Source organism: Enterovibrio sp. FF113 (assembly GCF_041439165.1).
Taxonomy (GTDB): Bacteria; Pseudomonadota; Gammaproteobacteria; order Enterobacterales; family Vibrionaceae; genus Enterovibrio; species Enterovibrio norvegicus_A.
Window position 1 is genome coordinate 87172 of record NZ_JBGONO010000014.1, and the last position, 16947, is coordinate 104118.

The window sequence follows — 16947 nt, forward strand, 5'->3', positions numbered from 1 at the left end:
CATGCATCGCTGGCCCTGTTTTTTTAAGATAAATATCAGCTAAAAACCTAAAGCAAGAAGATTAACGCGCTTTAATCAATACCGATGTGTCCATGCGCCCCAAGCCTTGGGTTTGAAGTTCGGCATACTTTTCATCAACGGCTTTGGTAAGAGGCAGTGCTAAGCCTTTGGATTTAGCTTCATCAAGACAAATCCCTAAATCCTTCCGCATCCAATCAATGGCGAAGCCAAAGTCAAACTTATCCTGCGCCATTGTTATTGCACGGTTTTCCATTTGCCATGAACCCGCCGCCCCGTGCTTGAGAACATTCACCATTTGTTCAACGTCTAAGCCAGATGCTTGCGCTAAGGTCATACCTTCACTCAATCCCTGCAAAATACCGGCAATGCATATCTGATTAACCATTTTACAGCGCTGACCTTGACCGTTTTCGCCCATCAATACCGCTTGCTTAGAATACGCATCAATCACGGTCTTTACGTCAGCGAATACGTCGGCATCTCCGCCACACATCACCGTCAATGCACCGTTTTCTGCGCCCGCTTGTCCGCCTGATACAGGCGCATCAATAAAGTGAACACCCTTTTCGCGACACGCACTCGCTAGTTCCATTGCCAATTCAGCCGATGTGGTGGTGTGATCCACCAGCACGCTGTCAGGTTTCATACTGGCAAGAACGCCAGTCTCGCCATATACCACGCTACGAACATCGTCATCATTGCCCACGCACACAAACACCATATCGCAGTTTTCAGCCGCATCACGAGGGGTTAACTCAACCGAGCCTTGATAAGCTTCTGCCCACTTCTCAGCGCGTGCTGTTGTGCGATTAAATACGCGAGTCGCATGGCCTGCCTTGGCCAGATACCCTGCCATGGGATACCCCATCACACCCAACCCAATGAATGAAACCTTCTTGTGTGTCATCTCCGCTTCCCTAGCCTCTACAGTAAAGGAACGTTGTAACGTGACGATAGATAGGAAACAAGCAAAAGTTCCTTTTGATCTTGGCGTTATAGACAGAAACCTCGTTGCTATTAATCGAAAGCATACGCGCACATTAACCAATAAAGTGCTACCCTAACGCGGACTTATCTTAAGAGATGCTAAAAATGAGCAAACTGACTGCAGATACCCAAGCGAACCTGATGCTTTTCGTTGAAGAAACCCAACGCACCCAAGTGGTGTGGGGCTTGAAAAACGAAGAAGATGGTTGGCTGGCTTGCGACTCTTCTGAATTCGAAAACAGCGAAGTAATGCCTTTCTGGTCTGCAAAAGAAGATGCAGAACATCATAATGTCGAAGAATGGGCTGATTTCGATGTCGTTGAAATCCCGTTGGATGTGTTCGTTGAAGATTGGTTAGTCACGCTCAGCGAAGATGGCGTACTGGTTGGTACCAACTGGAATGCAGAGCTAGAAGGCAAAGAACTTGAGCCTGCGGAACTCGCGAAACTATACCTGTAGTCAAACGACTCTGACAGATGCAAAAAAGGGGCTAGCGGTGTTATCCGCCAGCCCCTTTTTTATATCAGTCGATACACAATCGTTCACTTAGAAACTAGAAACTAGAAACTAGAAACTAGAAACTAGAAACTAGAAACTAGAAAAGATTAGAGCATTCGCCGCTATGTATTACACCGCGACCGAATCATACAACGCGATTCCAGTCAGTACCGACATTTCATCAAGATACTGGCGAACATGACCCGGATAACGCAGCCCTTTTATCACGGTATAATTGCGTAGGAACGGAAAGAGATTTACGTCGTCATATGTCAGTTGATTATGACGCTGTGAAGGCGGCACCAGCCAATCAAGCTTGAACAGTTCCACGTTCAATTTGGCAAGATATTCTTCACTGTTAGCAAAGGCTTCATCAAACGTCATTCCGATCATGGCGGATTTGTTTTTGATAAACCATGCATTCGCCTCTTCACTTTGAAATTCCGGTAAATCGATCATCATCCAACGCGGATAAATCAGGTGAGAACCGAAATATCCAGCCACTTCCATCCACGATGAAATGCGATCACTCTGACGGCCAGCGGCCACAATAGGTTGCCCATCCACGTTGTCAAAGTACGCCGCGATATCAAGACTTTCAGCCATATAAGAACCATCAGGCGTTTCTAGAATCGGTACCAAGTTAGCACCCACTTTCTCGACACGTGCCTCAACATCATGGTTCTGAAGATAGACAAGCTCCACATCCACCTTTTTCAAGCCGGCGACCATCATAGCCTTGATACAGAATGGGCAATGATCGAACACGAACAGTTTCATACAACATCCTTTTTTGAAACACGGCATGTGCCCACGTTTTGTTGTGGCACAGAATTGGAATCGCGATTGTAATGAGTTTTATCAACAAGCGATATGACGCCCTCCGCAATCTGCATAAAGGGCAAAAATCCATGCCACATTCCAAAGCAGGAGAAGACGAAAACTAGACCGCGGCTTTTTTGGGTGTTCGCGTAAACAAAAGATAAACCAGAGGCACAATGCAGACAAAAGGCAACATGGCTAAGTTAAGCGTTTGCCACCCTAAGGTGACTTCGAGATTCCCCGCCAACAATGCTGTAATAGTGACACTACCAAACACCGCAAACTCATTGAATGCCTGTGCGCGCGATTTATCCTGAGGCAAATATGTCTGGGTGAGTTTACTGGTCGCACCAATAAACATGAAATTCCACCCTACTCCAAGCAGGACCAAAGCCACACGGAAATGCCACTCCGACACCCCATTCATGTTCACTAAAATACAGGCGATAAAGAACAAGCTCCCCAGCATGATGGTCATGCGAGTCCCGATTTTACCAATAATCGACCCGGTGAAAAATGACGGAGCAAACATCCCTAATACGTGCCACTCAATCACCAGCGCCGCCTGCTCGAACTCAAATCCGTGCTTGTGCATAGCAATGGGCGTGACTGTCATCAACAAATTCATCACCGCATACGCGACAACGGCTGCGAACACTGCAACCAAATATCCTGGAGCGCGAATAATGCGAAACACCGAGCGTGGTGGGTTGTTTTTATCAATCGCCGGAGCTGGCGGTAAGCCGATAAATTGCAGAACAATGAGAGAGATAATATAAAGCACAGTGATGCCAACGAAAGCACCGCTAAAATGCGTACCGGGTAGCCAGTGCTGACTGGCAATTGCGAGGTTTGGGCCAAGCACTGCCGCCAGCACGCCTCCGACCATGGATAATGAAATGGCCTTATCGCGGCTTTCAGGGGCGCTCACTTCCAACGCAGCAAAGCGATACAAGGTGCCAAATCCAATCCCGACGCCCAGCAGCAAAGTACTGAAGCAAAATAGCCAGAAAGCCGCTTCACTCAAGGCATAAACACACAATAACGCGCCAAAAATGCCAATAATATTGCCAAGCATGAACCCATTTTTTCGACCGACTTTCGCCATAATGAGAGAGGCAGGGATAGTGGCTAGCATCAAACCAACAAACTGAGTAGAAACAGGCAAGGTGACCCAACTGTCACTCGGGGAGAGTTGTTGACCTATCAGGCCATTAACCGAAATGAGCACGATATTTCCACTCATAAGAAGGGCTTGGCAAAGCGCCAACAACCAAACATTTCTATTCATTCCGTGAATATCCAGAGCAAAGGAAAGCAATCATCCGAGTATCCCGCAGCGAGGTAGTGACAGCAACCTTTGAAAGGGTTTTCAATTCATCAACATTTCAAACCTTCGAACAAACAGCCGCCAGTTTACATGCTGGATCACATCTTAAGCCTGTGTAAGGCATTCTAATATTCCTGTCTCGATATTAAGCCACACAGAATCAACAGAGTGTGCAAACCTTTAAATGTTAACAAGCCAGCTCGTATCACTATTTATACTCAAGGAAGGTGTTAGCTATGTCCGTGGTTTCAAATCAGGCAATAGAAATACTTGGGGAATCAGACGTCGATTTTCTCTATGGCTCAACGCAAGATGACTACTTTGATTTGCAACGCGACAACGATGATCTCACCATTGTTGGGTTCAGCGGTCATGACACTATGTATGCGGGTCGCGGTGATGACATATTGGTCGGTGGTGCAGGTAACGATTTTCTCTTTGCAAGTTTCGGCAGTAACTCGTTGCGCGGCGGTACGGGTGACGATTATATTCTGAGTAAAATCGACCCAGACCAAGATCGCGGCAACTATCGCGATGTGATGCAAGGCGGTATCGGCGACGATACTCTCTCTTCTGAAAGCTCGCAAAACTGCACGATGTATGGCGGAAAAGGCGATGACTTTTTCTCATTTAGAGATCTCGGCGCAGCCGAGTCTGGCGTGAGTTTCTGCATTGGCGGACAAGGAGCAGATTCATTTAATTTCTTTGAGTTTGAGGAAAGCGATGATGTCGACCCAAGCAATACCGTAGTGCGTATTACTGATTTTGAAGTCGGCGTTGATAAGCTCGCGTTCCACTTTTATGGCAATGAATACCTCACCAATCAAGACACTTCATTTATCGTGACGCAACAAGGCGCAAACATGCTGATAAACTTTCAGGACAAGGTAACCATTGTCTTGCATAGTATTGATAGCACCAATGTCACCACGAGCGACCTGTTTCGCAATGATGATTTAGAGCCTATAAACCCGATTCTTTTCTAACGTTTAGTTTCACCGTTAAAACCTTACCGGTGCACCGAACTGAGGTTTTGGTTGGGCATTGCCGCCCTATCTTTAAGAATAGTTGCCAATAGCAACCTATATACTCGAGCCACCTCAATAACTCAATGCATAACGGCTCGGGGATATTGTCCATACGATCACAGTAACCCCCTTTCTCTTTCATCATAATTTCGATGCACTTCAATCTATAAGGCATAACTCGTGAACTGCGCTGTGAAATACCGCTAGCGTGTTGTTTTTTTTAACACCATCAATACCATGCTCATAGTTAAGTTGTTTTTGGAAACTAATGTTTTGTCAATAAAACTCAGCCGCACAACCAACACTGCTGGAATCATCAATTCTTTGTGGCAGTCACCTGGCGTGTCTCGGATTGATATGGCCATGAAATTAGGGCTAGATAAGTCTACCGTAACAAAGACTGTTAACCATCTCATTGATATCGGCATGATCGTCGAGCAGCCTCAGGCTGTGTCCGGAAAGGGGGGCCGCCCCAAAGTCTCATTGTTATTCAACGCTGAGTTTGGCGTAATAATTGGTGTCGATGTCAATTCTGATGCCATCAAAGTTTCCGTCATCAACTTGCTCGGGCAGGTGATCTATCACGACATGATCGCCATCGATACCCAAGCCCTCATAGATAAAGCCGTTGCTGATGCTTTGCTACCTTGCATTGAAACCATTCAATCATTGTTCCCCCGTATTTTGGCAATTGGTATTGGTATGCCGGGGCTGATTGATCCAGACAAGGGTCAACTACACGTTTCTCATTCCCTAAACGCTAGGTCGACCATCAACTTTACCTCTCGATTTAAGCGATATTTCCCCTATCCAGTTTTCATCGACAACGATGCAAACTGCGGCGCTTGGGGTGAGCTCATGCAGCAACGAAGCCTGCCCTTTGATCACTTCCTCTATGTGCTGCTTTCAACGCACCATGCGAGAGAGCTTTATCACCGACTAGGGATTGGCGTAGGCGTGGTGCTCAATCGCCAACTGTTTTATGGCGAGCAATTTATGGCGGGGCAATTTAACAGCCAGGCGCTGATGCAAGGCGCTGAACCGACGCCTAGCGTCATCATCGAAGAATTCTCATCACTTGCCGTAAACGTTTGTAGTTTAATGAGTATTCGCCGGATCGTCATCGGTGGTAATGGCATGTCTTTCGGTTCTGAACTCGCGGCTTCACTGCGAAAGCACAGTGACAATCTGGCGGGGTCATTAATCGTCAAACCCAACATCGAGTTTTCATTGTTAGGTCCACAAGCCGCTGCGATGGGTGCAGCCTGTATGGCTTGGCAAAAATTGCTCACACCCGAACTCAAGCTTGCTGAAAGTCTCGGCCTGTCTGAAAACGGAAATCTTTCCATTTAATGGCGAATGACAAGGACGTCTGATGACAATGATATTCCCCGCACCAAAGCGCTACTTAGCAGGATATTCGACAAAACATGTCAATGTCTCTGCGTTAGTATCTTCTTGTCCGATACGCTTTGGGGCTAAAGTATTAATCGCTACCCTCAACTATCGCCACGATCCCGCTCTAGCAAAGCAAGGTTTTCGCATTCGGTTTATGGGGGGATGCCTCGTCGTTGACTATGCCGACCTTCATGGTATTCGCTACGCACATCTCGCCATTAATCAGTTGATTCAAAAGAATGCTGTGATTCGAGAGGACATCGTCATCGAAGATTGGCCAGACTTTCCAACACGGTCTGTTTTGCTGGATATTAGCCGTGATCGTGTGCCGACCATGGCATCACTCAAACGATTGATCGATTATTTCTCTTCACTGCGATTCAACCAATTGCAGCTTTATACCGAACATACCTTCGCTTACCGCAATCATGAGAAAGTATGGGCCAATTATTCGCCAATAACAGCGCAAGAAATCAAAGAAATCGATGCGTATTGTCGTCAACTGGGTATCGAGTTGGTCGCCAACCAAGCTTGCTTTGGCCATATGGAAAAGTGGCTTAATCATGCCGATTATCAACATCTTGCCGAGCAGACGTCGGGCTTTCTCGATCAAAGGGGAGACTTTCGCCCTGGTGCTTTTGGACTGAATCCAATCAGCCCACAAACAGAAACGTTTATTGACGAGTTACTCCAAGAGCTATTGCCGAATTTTTCGAGTGACACCATTAACATTAATTTTGATGAAACCATGGACCTCGGCGCTGGGGCAAGCAAATCTGCCTGCGAGATTTTCGGTAAAGGAAAGGTCTATCTCACTTACCTAAATAAAGTGATCTCTCTTGCCAAATCAAAAGGGAAACAGTGCCAAATGTTTAGCGACATGCTGTTTCGCTACCCCAACCTGATTGACCAACTCCCCGACGATCTCATCTTATTAAATTGGGGGTACGAACCCGATCACCCCTTTGATGCTGAGCACAAACAGCTTTCCTTGTTTGGATATCCGTTTCATGTCGTGGTATCGACAAATTGTTTTGCCTCTGTTTCAGGCCGTTGGCATGCGGCCGTTTCGCATATGCGTAGAGCGGCTAAATCCGCCAAGCGCTTTGGCGCTGAAGGGTACATGGTGACCGAGTGGGGTGACATGGGACATGGGCAGCAGTACGCTATGCCTATCCCGGCTTATGCGTTTGGTGCCGCCATGGCGTGGGGACAAGAGCAGCAACTCGACAGTAATGTCATCGACGCAGTGAAAGGGTTCTACCCTGATGCCACTCATACCGAGGCAGAAGCGCTTATTGCACTACAAGATATCTACCTCTCAACAGGAGTCAAAACCCCTAACTGTGCATTTTTTGGCCCCGTCCTGTTTGATCAAAAATCACGTCGGCACATCAAACATGCCACTGGCGTACCATCCCACACTCTGGATATTGCGCGCAAAGAATTGACTATGTGGAAGCAAAAACTGGCGCTCCTTGATGCCAGTGAAATGATGCCAGATTTACTGTGGACGATCGATGCGCTCGATATTGCTTGTCGCATCGTGCAAGGATATGCCGAAGAAGGCCACCGTCAGGTAGAGCGTTTTTCATCTTCACGAAAAGATACCCTTCGTCATGATGTACAACAGCTTTTGAACACTTATCGAAAGCTTTGGGCGGAATACTATCGACCAGGCGGTTTAACGCAAAGTAGCGAACGATTGGAGTATTTATTGACCTTGCTCGAAGACATCCCCGTTCAGATCGACGCACAAGAGGCTGTCTTATGACGAACACATTTTTCGAGGTCAAATCGGCGATTCAAACACTTTCGCTGAATAATAAAGTCCTTTTTGTTCATGCTTCTATACGCTCACTGGGCAAACTTGATGGCGGAGCGATAGCGCTAGTCAATACCTTTCTTGACGCAGGGTGCACCGTTATCGTACCGGCATTTAACTACGATACACTTTGTCTCCCACCTAAAGGAGTGGATTACCAACAAAATGGGCATCGCGGTCAATGGCATTTCGAACACACCGAGCCCTTTGATGTCAGCTCAAATCACATCGAACCCTCTATGGGCGCGTTTGCCGCTGCGGTTGTCAACCACCCTAAACGGTTAAGAACCGATCATCCGATCAACAGCTTTGCCGGTGTGGGCCCTAAAGCAGGTGCAATATTGGCACAACAAACTGATGCTGATGTCTATGGTCACTATCAAGGTTCGGAGGTCAAAGACGCTATCGTGTTATCAATAGGCGTCACACCAAAAAGTCTTACCCCTATTCATTGCGCAGAACAACAGGCTGGACGCCGCTTATTCCGCAGATGGGCACTCACCGCCTCAAGGGGAGAAGTTGAGGTTTGCATCGGTAGTTGCTCGAATGGGTTTAATCAGCTCCAGGATGCTTTGCAACCTGCGGCGACAAAAATCAAAGTGGGATTAAGTGACTGGACAAGCTACTCGCTTGAATCGCTATTGGAAAACTGCACGCGTGCCATCATTGAAAACCCATCTATTACCCAATGCGACATTGATTGCCCGCGTTGCCAAGATATGGTCAGCGGTGGATTGATCATTAACAATTGAATACCACATCGAAAAGTGACACTGTCACTCATGAATGCCATCACCATCACGACTGCACCGCATTTACCGTCATTAATTCGGTTATATTTTTGACCAACTCCATTTTAATGCCTACTTTTTAACACACATGTAACATTAAAGAGTAAAGGAATGAAAGAAATGAAGGGAACTCATAATAATATCAATTACCTAGTAAAAGTAAGCAAGCAAGAAGATCTGGGCGGTTATTCAGCATCATTCTCGTTTACAACCAAATCCAATGACACCGACGTAGAGCAAAAAGCGTATGAATTGATGAATTCAGATAAATCTGTGTCAATTTTCAAAAGCAAAGAAGACGCAGAGATTGCCGCAGAAAAATGTGTACTGGTCTGCATTGATGATGGATTTATTAACTATTGATTCCCCCATGTTTATTCACAAAAAGCACCTCTCGGTGCTTTTTTCGTTAATACGCTGCACCAGATAGATCGTCTTTATCGACCAGGCTGCCATTCTTCATACTGTGGCATATCATGCTCATAATTCATCCAGCTGACTTCGTGCGATTTCCAGATACGAAGTGCGGGCGTTTGCTGGGGATCATCATCTAAACAAGCTACACGCAGTACATGAAATGGCATCCCTTCTTTGGTAGAGATAAGTTGGCTGCCGCACACTGAGCAAAATTTTCTCAACTTACCCGGTGAAGACTCAAACTGAGACAATTTTTCCTCCCCCTTTAACCAGCGAAAATCCTCTGGCTTCACCGCCGCACACGTATTGAAAGCCGCTGCATGCGCTTTACGGCATGTGTTACACGAACAATGCATGATCGGTGAACTTAATGCTTCCACCTCATATTGAACAGCACCACAAAGACAACTTCCTTTCATCTTGTTCTCCTTTCTTATACTTAATGATCACATGATCTTTAGTCTCGCTCTACATCGATTAAACCCTGTTATGCTCAAAAAGTATACGGCAGAGGCAACGTCAAAAATCGCGTTTAAACAGATAGATACAAAAAAGGCACCTTTATAAGGTGCCTTTAGCAGTATGCGAAGATCGAGGACATCTAACGGGCCTAAGCCACTTCAGCAGCTTCCGTCTTCTGTGATTTATCAAACAAAAGCTTGTAACTCATAATGCCAATCACCAGCACTTTGATGATCATCATTTGTGTGTTGCCGTAGTATGCGGCCATACCAACAAAACCCGAGAGCAGCATAAGCTTGCGGTAGTTGGTCAAGGTGGTCATATACAGTGCCAGCAAAATCACACCCAAATCCGCAAACTGCAAGGCAACGGATAACGTAGGCTCTGCAATAAACGCTGAAACTGCCACGTAAACGATGTACATAATACCTGCCGCCATCACTCCGCCCAGGCCAAGGATCACGGCCTTTGACGCATTGGTGAAGTCTTTTGCGTAGCGGTAAGTATTCAGTGATGCCACTGACAGGTTAAGAATGACTTTCGGCCACCATCCCATCAAAAACGCCCACAACGTATCGTTCGCTGCAGAGCCAAACGCGGCAAATCGCGTAAATTTCATGGTATTGAAAATAGTAATACCGATGTAGAAAGCAACGGATGTCCATCCAAGGATTTCTGTGAAAAAGTCTAACGTCATTCAGGGTATATCTCTTACAGAGGAGCATGAAAAGCTCAAATTTGCGTTTTTCTTAACCGACAGAAAGGACGTAGCCAACTTGCCGAATATTTAACCATTACGCCCGCACAAGTAAGGGGGAAAATAAGGTCTGGAGCGATAATAAGGCGAGAATGACGCGATTATCAACATCTAATGCAGATATATATTATTTTACTTCTTTCATCGAATGTCAGAGACAGCAGAAGCGGCATCCCGTTTGTGGCTAAGGTATTGAATCCAGCTTTCAGTTTGCGTTGTCGGCTCGATTTCATTGGCTCGCTTCGCATGCTCAAGGGCTTTATCTAGATTATCGAGTTTGTCATAAGCGATTGCCTGACCAAGTTCAGCTTGCGCTTGTTGGTTTGTTTCCGTGATCAAATCCAGACTGGTTAACGCCTCTTGATACAAACCACGTTGAAGTTGTGACTGTGCCAGCGACCAACGATACTGATTGTCTTGCTCCGCTGCTCGCTGCCAAGCCGCAATCGCATTATCCCACTCTTTCGCCAACTGCCAGTAACTGGCTTCCATCGCCAAAGATGAGGCTTTAGCATTTTTCGTATTCAACTCGAGCATCAAAGCGGCAGCTTTTTCAGGAACACCCTGTTGACCATAAAGTTGTGCCATCATCCTTTTCTCTGAAGGTGACAGTGCGATTCCTTTACGCACCGCCAAAACAAGGGTTTTCAACATGTCAGTTGGCTTATTGAGATGCTGATAACTCGCCGTTAACTGAAGCCACCAAGCCTTATTCTCAGGATCAATTGCGATAAGCTGTTTAAGCGAGGCAATCGTCCCCTTCCATTGCTTCAGCGTGATCTGAGCGCCCAATTTTAGAGACAAAGAAGACACCTTGGCCGCCACCAGTGAAAGGTGACGATTAATCGCGGACAGCGCTTGTTTTGCTTGCTGATTTTGATAGTGAGCCTGCGCAATACGTAGCCAAATATCAGCCAATTCTTTTTCGGTTGGCGCATGACCGGCGGTAAGTGGAAGCTTGTCACTGGTCAGTGAATAATAACGCCTAAGGGCTTCGGCGTAGCGCGATTGCGAAAGCAAGATATCAGCGAGCATACGTTGCGCTGAGCGCTGTGCATCAGGTTCAAGCTTGTTGCTGTCTACTGCAGCTTCTAATGACCTTATCGCTTTGTTGGGTACACCTAATTGCCAATACAAGCCGCCTAACATGCGTTGCACAAAAGCAACGTCATACGTGCTAGCCGTGGATGTACTTTCCAGTACTGTGGTTGCCTCTTTCCATTTTTCTTGCTGTTGCAAGTTTATCGCGCGTTGTACCTTATTGGCAGTACTCGCCGAAAGCGTTGCTGCACCAACAGGCTGCAACATAAAACAAACAGTAAAAATAGATGTCAAAATCAAACGAAGCGTTCTCATTTGGCGACCGTAAAATCAAACTTAACGGTTTGACCCTGCTGCGCAATGACTTGACCGTCAATGCGTTGAGGGGCGTATTTCCACTTTTTCAGCGCGCGTAGTGCTTCGCGATCAAACATGCGTTTTGGTTTTGAATCCACCACTTTCAAATCTGTCGGGCGTCCTTTTTCATTTATCGTAAAGCTAATCACCACATATCCTTCAATACCGCGTTTTAATGCTTTGGCAGGATATCTTGCTTCCACGCGTAAAGTCGGCGTTGCTGCCTGTGCCGTTCCCACCTCCATAGATGGCAAAGCACTCGCAGGCGTCGCAGCGAGCTTCGACACAACAGGCAACGATGTTTCAAAACCCGTGACGCTAATATCCATCGCAATATCTGGCAGTAATTCACTGATGCTGGGTTGCGCGGTCGTATTCGCGGTACTGGTAACTTGCGGATTCAAAACAGGCGTTAACGGTGTTGCAGATTGTGGAGGCGGCTCGGGTTTCGGAGGCAACAAACGCTCTCGGCGTGTTAACTCAGATTCGGGTTCAACCATCACAAGATCGAAAGCCAGTGAGTTGCTTGCACGCCTATCGCTTGGGCGTGAAGGCTCAACCATCGCAGCCATCAGTGCAAACAGTGCAAGCACACAAAACCCAGCAACGGGGACTGCCAATATCCAACGCAGCATTAACCTTGCTCCGCTGCCAATGCAATGTTATCAATACCCGCTCCTTTAGCGGCATCGATAACCGTCACTACCGTGCCGTTGTATGCGAGCTTGTCTGCTTGGATGACCAATGAAGCGCCTGGCTGTTCAACCATGAGCCTTATTAGCGTCGCTTCAAGACGTTCTTCATCCACTCGTTGCTTATCGATATAGATATCATTGCTAGCGGTAATCGCAACGATTATCCCAACGCCTTTTTGTACTGAAGCATGGCTAGCTGCAGGGCGGTTAACATCAACGCCGGACTCTCGAACGAATGAACTAGTGACGATAAAAAAGATCAGCATGATGAATACAATATCCAGCATGGAGGTCAAATCAATCTGGGCATCATCTCTGGGTTTTTGTTGTCGTTGGAATCTCACTGCTGACTCCTTAACGCTTTGGACAAAGAGGCTTCACGGCGCTCGCATGCTTTGAAAAGTCGCGCATGTGCAAACATTCCCGTGAGTGCGATCACCATCCCAGCCAAAGTGGGAAGCGTTGCCATCGAAATACCAGCAGCCATCGAACGTGGCTCGCTGGTCCCATCCATAGCAATAACATCAAATACCGTAATCATGCCTGTGACAGTGCCAAGTAATCCGAGCATAGGGCAAATCACCACCAGCCCTTTAATCAGATTGAGATGACGAAACAACAGAACATGCGCGTCAAAAAGCCAGCCGTCACGAATCACTCGAGATGCCCATGACGCAGGGTTATCGCGAGTCTGCCAGCGTGACACCAAGGATTGGTGAGTATTGGGGAAGATCAGCGCTAAAAAGAGTATCCGCTCTGCCACCAACAACCAACACACCCCTGCGACAATCGCTAACCCCCATAGAATTGGACCACCTTGCGTCATAAAGCCTAACAGTGACTGCCACCACTGTTCAGCAAGGTTTGCCTGATAAACGGTTATCTCTGTCATGCTCGCAACTCGACAACACTCGTGGGGATGGACACTTCAGACTGCTGCGCAACCAAGCTCACACCAATTTTTTCCAGCGTTCCCCTCAGCATTTCAGCCTGCGTCGTCAACATATTGTGTGCTAAGAGTAAGGGCATGGCCGCGACTAAACCCATCACAGTGGTAACCAACGCCATTGAGATACCTCCAGCCATGACCGTGGGATCACTGTTGCCAAATTGGGTGATGACCTGAAAGGTTTCTATCATACCCGTCACCGTGCCCAACAACCCAAGCATCGGTGCTATTGCTGCCAACAGTTTGAGCATCGACAAACCTTTTTCAAAGCCTTGCTGCTCATCCATAATGGTTTCCATCAATCTCAGCTCAAGAGAATCCAAACTTCGGTTAGGTTCTGAGTGATAAACCGTCAATACTCGCCCTAAGGGATTATTACCCGCTGTTTCAGGGTGTTTAATTTGCGCACGAATCATTAAGCGCGTTCTTAACAGCACGACCCCTCGCACTAGGGCAATACCCAAGCCCACCGTCAATAAACCAGCGATGATCTTACCGACAACACCAGCTTGCTGAAATCGTTGCGACAATGTCGGCATGTTTGACAATTGGTTAAGCACCTCGCCGCGAGTAGGATCAATGGTGACAAATTCTCCCGCCTTGGTTTGACGCAAAGTCGCATTCGTCAAGCCCCCGTTGGGTTGATACGGCAGCAGGTTCGCTTGTTGGCGTACGCCATCCCATTCGAGGTAACCGTCTTGACCCACCAAGCCGATATTTCCCAAGCGCTGCACTGATTTTTCATGGATCGCTCCACTCACATCACGCACATTGACCTGCACTGGCGCTATTTCACCACTGGCCACGAGATCGTTCGACATGCCGACAAACAAGGCGTTAAGTTTAGATAGAGAAGGCAACACTTTCGCGTCAGCGATGTCATCAAGTGTACGATTATATTCACGAGCTAGATCGGACTGAGACGCCGACACTGGCGAATCTACACGCCCTTGTTGAAGCTCTCTGCCAACTTGCCTCACCACACCAAAGACTTCCCCTAAACTGCCTGTTTCCAGATGCAGGGTTTGTTCAAGATCAGACAATGTCTTTTCGTTGGTGGTGAAGTTATCACTCAGTGTTTCAGTCTCGCGTTCAAGCGTCTCTTGTTGTGTTTGAAGTGCGGTTAGCTGGTTTTTCAGCGCAGCCTCTTGCTCTTGAAATGCTGACTCACGCTCCCTGTTATGTGCCTTGCCTTCAATGTGTGCAGCTTGAGATTTATCCACCAAATCACTCAGCACGGGCAAAGAAACACCACTCATTAGCAGTGCCAGTAGCAAGTTTGGGAGCAGATTTTTCATCTTCATTTTTGCGCCGCCGGTTGAGAAGGCTCAGTCAAAGATAGCGGCAAACTCAATAGTGTTGGCGCAGCATTTTTGTTGGCAACTTGGTAGGCCAAATGCAATTTATCCCTATCAATGTCGCGACCTTCAGCCGACACTGGCACCCACGCAGAGTGAGGACGGTCGAAATACCAAAATGCACTGCCATCTAGACTTTTAGCGACAAGAGAAAGGCGACCAAGATGGAGAACATCGACATCTCGTATAACCCCATCCAACGTCATTTTTTCCTGATATACGCCCAGCTTAGCGCCATAGTCTAGCTCTATTTGATAAGCTTCGAGGATGCGGCGAAACTTCTCTGCATCACTGACGTCCGCCAGAGACATCATGCTTAAGAGCCCAGCAACACGCTGCTGACGGCGGTCGTGCTTGATCGGTAGATCGGATTCTACCCAGCTATCCAGCGCATCGATCATGAGATACATCAAAGGCACAATGCCTTGTCGTGTTTGTTTGATGTCTTCCAATTGTTGATGAAGGCGATCTTTCTCTTGGTCTTGATCAATAACCAAGTTTTGGAGGTGGTGACGATAAACCTTCAGGTTTTCAATTTCCTGTTGAAGGCGTTCAATCTCAGCTTTCATCTGTTGAGTATTTTCGTCACTCGCATCAATGCGTTTTTGGGAGACGGTTGCAGCGCGGAGTGTGTCAGCCTCAATGGAAGCGGCCCTATCCAATTCAGTCGCACCCACTAAGAGAGGTGTGCTAACTAAGGTGATAACAAAGATGCGTTTGAAGAGTTTCATGAAATAGTGTGTCTCTGGATACTTGGTCAATATTTACACTGTAAAACAATCATGCCAATCAGCCTGATCATACCTGTAAATATACTTTTTAAAACAATCGGTTATTTCTGTAAAATGCATCTCTACTGACGCAATAGCTTCATCCATGTAGCAAGATTGCGTTCATGGCTCATTAGCACTTTCGATTTAACAAATTTTCGACCTGAGGCCAAAGTGCTTCTCTCGCTATATTGTCGCAGATTAATTGATCCACTCCAGCACGGAAAAGGTCAGTTTGATTCGCCTTAGTCGCATTTGGCATCAGAACAAGCAAAGGTAACGCCGTGCTTTCTCTTAAACGTCTAACATCTGTCATACAAGGCAGTACGCCTTCAGAAGCAATCAGCACCAAATCGAAATTGTATTGCTGGAGTGCGCGCTCTGCTTGTTTGACATGAAGAACACGTGTCACTTTGCAACCGTGTTGACTAAATGTCGTTTTCACCCAACCGCATAGGGATAACCTGCTTTCAATAAGAAGTAACTCCGGCATGCCTACACCCTCAAATGATATTAATTCTCATTATACTCTCATGTCTATCCTGAAAGGTCTACTTTTGCAACCTGTACGACGAAACAGGAAAGACTGTACAGCAACTAATTTGTAATCCTGTGAAAATAAAACCAATAAATTAGATGTCACTCCCATATTACCGTCAATATAACGCATTGAAACTCTTGCCTAAACAATGTCCAGAAGAGTAGACTTCCCCTTCTAAAATAAGAGCTTCCATTTACATTGATGGTATCAATTAAAATTTATGTCTACGAATAAACCTCTACTTGTTGTCTCTCTCGCTTTGTTTTTTACGATGCTAGCAATGATGCTCACCTCACTGACCTATTCAAGTCAGATATATGTGATTCAAATTCAAAAGCAACACGAGAAACTATTGAAAGATCCAGAAGACGCTAAAGTGTCTGATTTAGTAGGGTTAGCCGACATTTGCGAAGATATCCGTTTTAGTGGCACTTTGTCACTTCATCTGTCAGCGGAAGAAACCTTTAGTGTTCAACGCGCATGCGAAGACATCAAAACCCGTTTACGTCTTAATCAGTTCACGGAACAACGCCTGTCAATGCGCCGTTAACCGCGCATTGGACATTGCAAGCATTCGAGCGGGAGCCTAGGCTCCCTTTCTTTTTGCTCGATAGATTGAAGCGCAGCGCACATTGTGGCAAAGTCGCAGCCGAATTCACTCATCCACGGGCTTTAACATGAACGTCCAACCAAATAACCCACTTCATGGGCTTAAACTTGAGCAAATCGTCAATGCGTTAGTTGACCATTATGGCTGGCCATATTTAGGTCAACAGATCGCCATTAACTGCTTTAGAAGCGATCCTTCCGTGAAGTCTAGCCTCAAGTTTCTTCGTAAAACGCCTTGGGCACGAGAAAAAACTGAAGCGCTATATATTGACACTTTCTGTACTCAGGATG

Annotated in this window: 19 protein-coding genes and 1 pseudogene; 8 read left to right on the plus strand and 12 right to left on the minus strand. The window is 46.6% G+C overall.

The features are described 5' to 3' along the window. Nucleotides 1-61: 61 nt before the first annotated feature. Nucleotides 62-928: an NAD(P)-dependent oxidoreductase gene (locus tag ACED36_RS12850; protein ID WP_371733376.1), complete on the minus strand. Its 867-nt coding sequence runs from the start codon at nt 926-928 to the stop codon at nt 62-64. Nucleotides 929-1113: 185 nt separating this feature from the next. Here ACED36_RS12850 and ACED36_RS12855 point away from each other — a divergent pair, with 185 nt between their 5' ends. Continuing rightward, nucleotides 1114-1467, plus strand: a complete 354-nt coding sequence (locus tag ACED36_RS12855; RefSeq protein WP_016962418.1) for a DUF2750 domain-containing protein — start codon at nt 1114-1116, stop codon at nt 1465-1467. Between the two features lie 168 nt (nt 1468-1635). Here the strand turns inward: ACED36_RS12855 and grxB are convergent, their stop codons facing one another. Next, complete coding sequence (gene grxB / locus ACED36_RS12860; protein ID WP_016962419.1) at nt 1636-2286, minus strand: glutaredoxin 2; 651 nt, start codon at nt 2284-2286, stop codon at nt 1636-1638. Between the two features lie 163 nt (nt 2287-2449). Beyond that, nucleotides 2450-3619: an MFS transporter gene (locus ACED36_RS12865; RefSeq protein WP_017003192.1), complete on the minus strand. Its 1170-nt coding sequence runs from the start codon at nt 3617-3619 to the stop codon at nt 2450-2452. 275 nt (nt 3620-3894) lie between these two features. Here ACED36_RS12865 and ACED36_RS12870 point away from each other — a divergent pair, with 275 nt between their 5' ends. From ACED36_RS12870 to ACED36_RS12890, 5 genes are all read left to right on the plus strand, one after another. Then, entirely contained in the window at nt 3895-4644 is a 750-nt protein-coding gene (locus ACED36_RS12870) for a calcium-binding protein (RefSeq protein WP_371733377.1), read from the plus strand. Between the two features lie 399 nt (nt 4645-5043). Further along, entirely contained in the window at nt 5044-6039 is a 996-nt protein-coding gene (locus tag ACED36_RS12875) for an ROK family transcriptional regulator (RefSeq protein WP_241819110.1), read from the plus strand. A gap of 199 nt (nt 6040-6238) precedes the next feature. After that, nucleotides 6239-7858, plus strand: coding sequence for a beta-N-acetylhexosaminidase (locus tag ACED36_RS12880; protein WP_016962426.1), 1620 nt, complete (start codon nt 6239-6241; stop codon nt 7856-7858). Continuing rightward, a complete protein-coding gene (locus ACED36_RS12885; RefSeq protein ID WP_016962427.1) occupies nt 7855-8661 on the plus strand; it encodes an AAC(3) family N-acetyltransferase in 807 nt (268 codons plus the stop codon). The genes ACED36_RS12880 and ACED36_RS12885 overlap by 4 nt, the downstream gene beginning before the upstream one ends. A gap of 159 nt (nt 8662-8820) precedes the next feature. After that, nucleotides 8821-9063 (plus strand): hypothetical protein, encoded by a 243-nt coding sequence (locus tag ACED36_RS12890; protein WP_371733378.1) that lies wholly within the window; start codon nt 8821-8823, stop codon nt 9061-9063. 74 nt (nt 9064-9137) lie between these two features. Here ACED36_RS12890 and ACED36_RS12895 read toward each other — a convergent pair whose 3' ends face one another. The 9 genes from ACED36_RS12895 to ACED36_RS12935 all read right to left on the minus strand — a co-directional run bounded on the left by ACED36_RS12895 (nt 9138) and on the right by ACED36_RS12935 (nt 15999). Beyond that, entirely contained in the window at nt 9138-9536 is a 399-nt protein-coding gene (locus ACED36_RS12895; RefSeq protein ID WP_371733379.1) for a GFA family protein, read from the minus strand. 191 nt (nt 9537-9727) lie between these two features. Further along, a complete protein-coding gene (locus tag ACED36_RS12900; RefSeq protein ID WP_016962430.1) occupies nt 9728-10276 on the minus strand; it encodes a hypothetical protein in 549 nt (182 codons plus the stop codon). 201 nt (nt 10277-10477) lie between these two features. Further along, nucleotides 10478-11692, minus strand: coding sequence for a tetratricopeptide repeat protein (locus ACED36_RS12905; RefSeq protein ID WP_371733380.1), 1215 nt, complete (start codon nt 11690-11692; stop codon nt 10478-10480). After that, on the minus strand, nt 11689-12369 hold the full coding sequence (locus ACED36_RS12910; protein WP_371733381.1) for an energy transducer TonB: 681 nt from the start codon (nt 12367-12369) through the stop codon (nt 11689-11691). Before ACED36_RS12910 ends, ACED36_RS12905 begins: the two co-directional genes overlap by 4 nt. Beyond that, nucleotides 12369-12773 (minus strand): ExbD/TolR family protein, encoded by a 405-nt coding sequence (locus ACED36_RS12915; protein WP_371733382.1) that lies wholly within the window; start codon nt 12771-12773, stop codon nt 12369-12371. Before ACED36_RS12915 ends, ACED36_RS12910 begins: the two co-directional genes overlap by 1 nt. Continuing rightward, on the minus strand, nt 12770-13321 hold the full coding sequence (locus ACED36_RS12920; protein ID WP_016962434.1) for a MotA/TolQ/ExbB proton channel family protein: 552 nt from the start codon (nt 13319-13321) through the stop codon (nt 12770-12772). Before ACED36_RS12920 ends, ACED36_RS12915 begins: the two co-directional genes overlap by 4 nt. Further along, entirely contained in the window at nt 13318-14682 is a 1365-nt protein-coding gene (locus tag ACED36_RS12925) for a MotA/TolQ/ExbB proton channel family protein (RefSeq protein ID WP_017003181.1), read from the minus strand. The genes ACED36_RS12920 and ACED36_RS12925 overlap by 4 nt, the downstream gene beginning before the upstream one ends. Further along, nucleotides 14679-15467: a DUF3450 domain-containing protein gene (locus ACED36_RS12930; protein ID WP_017003180.1), complete on the minus strand. Its 789-nt coding sequence runs from the start codon at nt 15465-15467 to the stop codon at nt 14679-14681. Before ACED36_RS12930 ends, ACED36_RS12925 begins: the two co-directional genes overlap by 4 nt. Before the next feature lie 172 nt (nt 15468-15639). Continuing rightward, complete coding sequence (locus tag ACED36_RS12935) at nt 15640-15999, minus strand: response regulator transcription factor (RefSeq protein WP_016962437.1); 360 nt, start codon at nt 15997-15999, stop codon at nt 15640-15642. A 268-nt stretch (nt 16000-16267) separates the two neighbouring features. Between ACED36_RS12935 and ACED36_RS12940 the strand changes: the two genes are divergently transcribed. Both ACED36_RS12940 and ACED36_RS12945 read left to right on the plus strand, forming a co-directional pair. Next, nucleotides 16268-16597, plus strand: a complete 330-nt coding sequence (locus ACED36_RS12940; protein WP_241819106.1) for a hypothetical protein — start codon at nt 16268-16270, stop codon at nt 16595-16597. A gap of 127 nt (nt 16598-16724) precedes the next feature. Further along, nucleotides 16725-16934 (plus strand): annotated as a pseudogene (locus tag ACED36_RS12945) (VF530 family DNA-binding protein); the annotation flags it as partial. Nucleotides 16935-16947: the final 13 nt, after the last annotated feature.

Coding starts and splice junctions, on each gene's coding strand:
- ACED36_RS12850 (WP_371733376.1), bottom strand. CDS start 928: ATGACACACAAGAAGGTTTCATTCATTGGGTTGGGTGTGATGGGGTAT.
- ACED36_RS12855 (WP_016962418.1), top strand. CDS start 1,114: ATGAGCAAACTGACTGCAGATACCCAAGCGAACCTGATGCTTTTCGTT.
- grxB (WP_016962419.1), bottom strand. CDS start 2,286: ATGAAACTGTTCGTGTTCGATCATTGCCCATTCTGTATCAAGGCTATG.
- ACED36_RS12865 (WP_017003192.1), bottom strand. CDS start 3,619: ATGAATAGAAATGTTTGGTTGTTGGCGCTTTGCCAAGCCCTTCTTATG.
- ACED36_RS12870 (WP_371733377.1), top strand. CDS start 3,895: ATGTCCGTGGTTTCAAATCAGGCAATAGAAATACTTGGGGAATCAGAC.
- ACED36_RS12875 (WP_241819110.1), top strand. CDS start 5,044: ATGGCCATGAAATTAGGGCTAGATAAGTCTACCGTAACAAAGACTGTT.
- ACED36_RS12880 (WP_016962426.1), top strand. CDS start 6,239: ATGGGGGGATGCCTCGTCGTTGACTATGCCGACCTTCATGGTATTCGC.
- ACED36_RS12885 (WP_016962427.1), top strand. CDS start 7,855: ATGACGAACACATTTTTCGAGGTCAAATCGGCGATTCAAACACTTTCG.
- ACED36_RS12890 (WP_371733378.1), top strand. CDS start 8,821: ATGAAGGGAACTCATAATAATATCAATTACCTAGTAAAAGTAAGCAAG.
- ACED36_RS12895 (WP_371733379.1), bottom strand. CDS start 9,536: ATGAAAGGAAGTTGTCTTTGTGGTGCTGTTCAATATGAGGTGGAAGCA.
- ACED36_RS12900 (WP_016962430.1), bottom strand. CDS start 10,276: ATGACGTTAGACTTTTTCACAGAAATCCTTGGATGGACATCCGTTGCT.
- ACED36_RS12905 (WP_371733380.1), bottom strand. CDS start 11,692: ATGAGAACGCTTCGTTTGATTTTGACATCTATTTTTACTGTTTGTTTT.
- ACED36_RS12910 (WP_371733381.1), bottom strand. CDS start 12,369: ATGCTGCGTTGGATATTGGCAGTCCCCGTTGCTGGGTTTTGTGTGCTT.
- ACED36_RS12920 (WP_016962434.1), bottom strand. CDS start 13,321: ATGACAGAGATAACCGTTTATCAGGCAAACCTTGCTGAACAGTGGTGG.
- ACED36_RS12925 (WP_017003181.1), bottom strand. CDS start 14,682: ATGAAGATGAAAAATCTGCTCCCAAACTTGCTACTGGCACTGCTAATG.
- ACED36_RS12930 (WP_017003180.1), bottom strand. CDS start 15,467: ATGAAACTCTTCAAACGCATCTTTGTTATCACCTTAGTTAGCACACCT.
- ACED36_RS12935 (WP_016962437.1), bottom strand. CDS start 15,999: ATGCCGGAGTTACTTCTTATTGAAAGCAGGTTATCCCTATGCGGTTGG.
- ACED36_RS12940 (WP_241819106.1), top strand. CDS start 16,268: ATGTCTACGAATAAACCTCTACTTGTTGTCTCTCTCGCTTTGTTTTTT.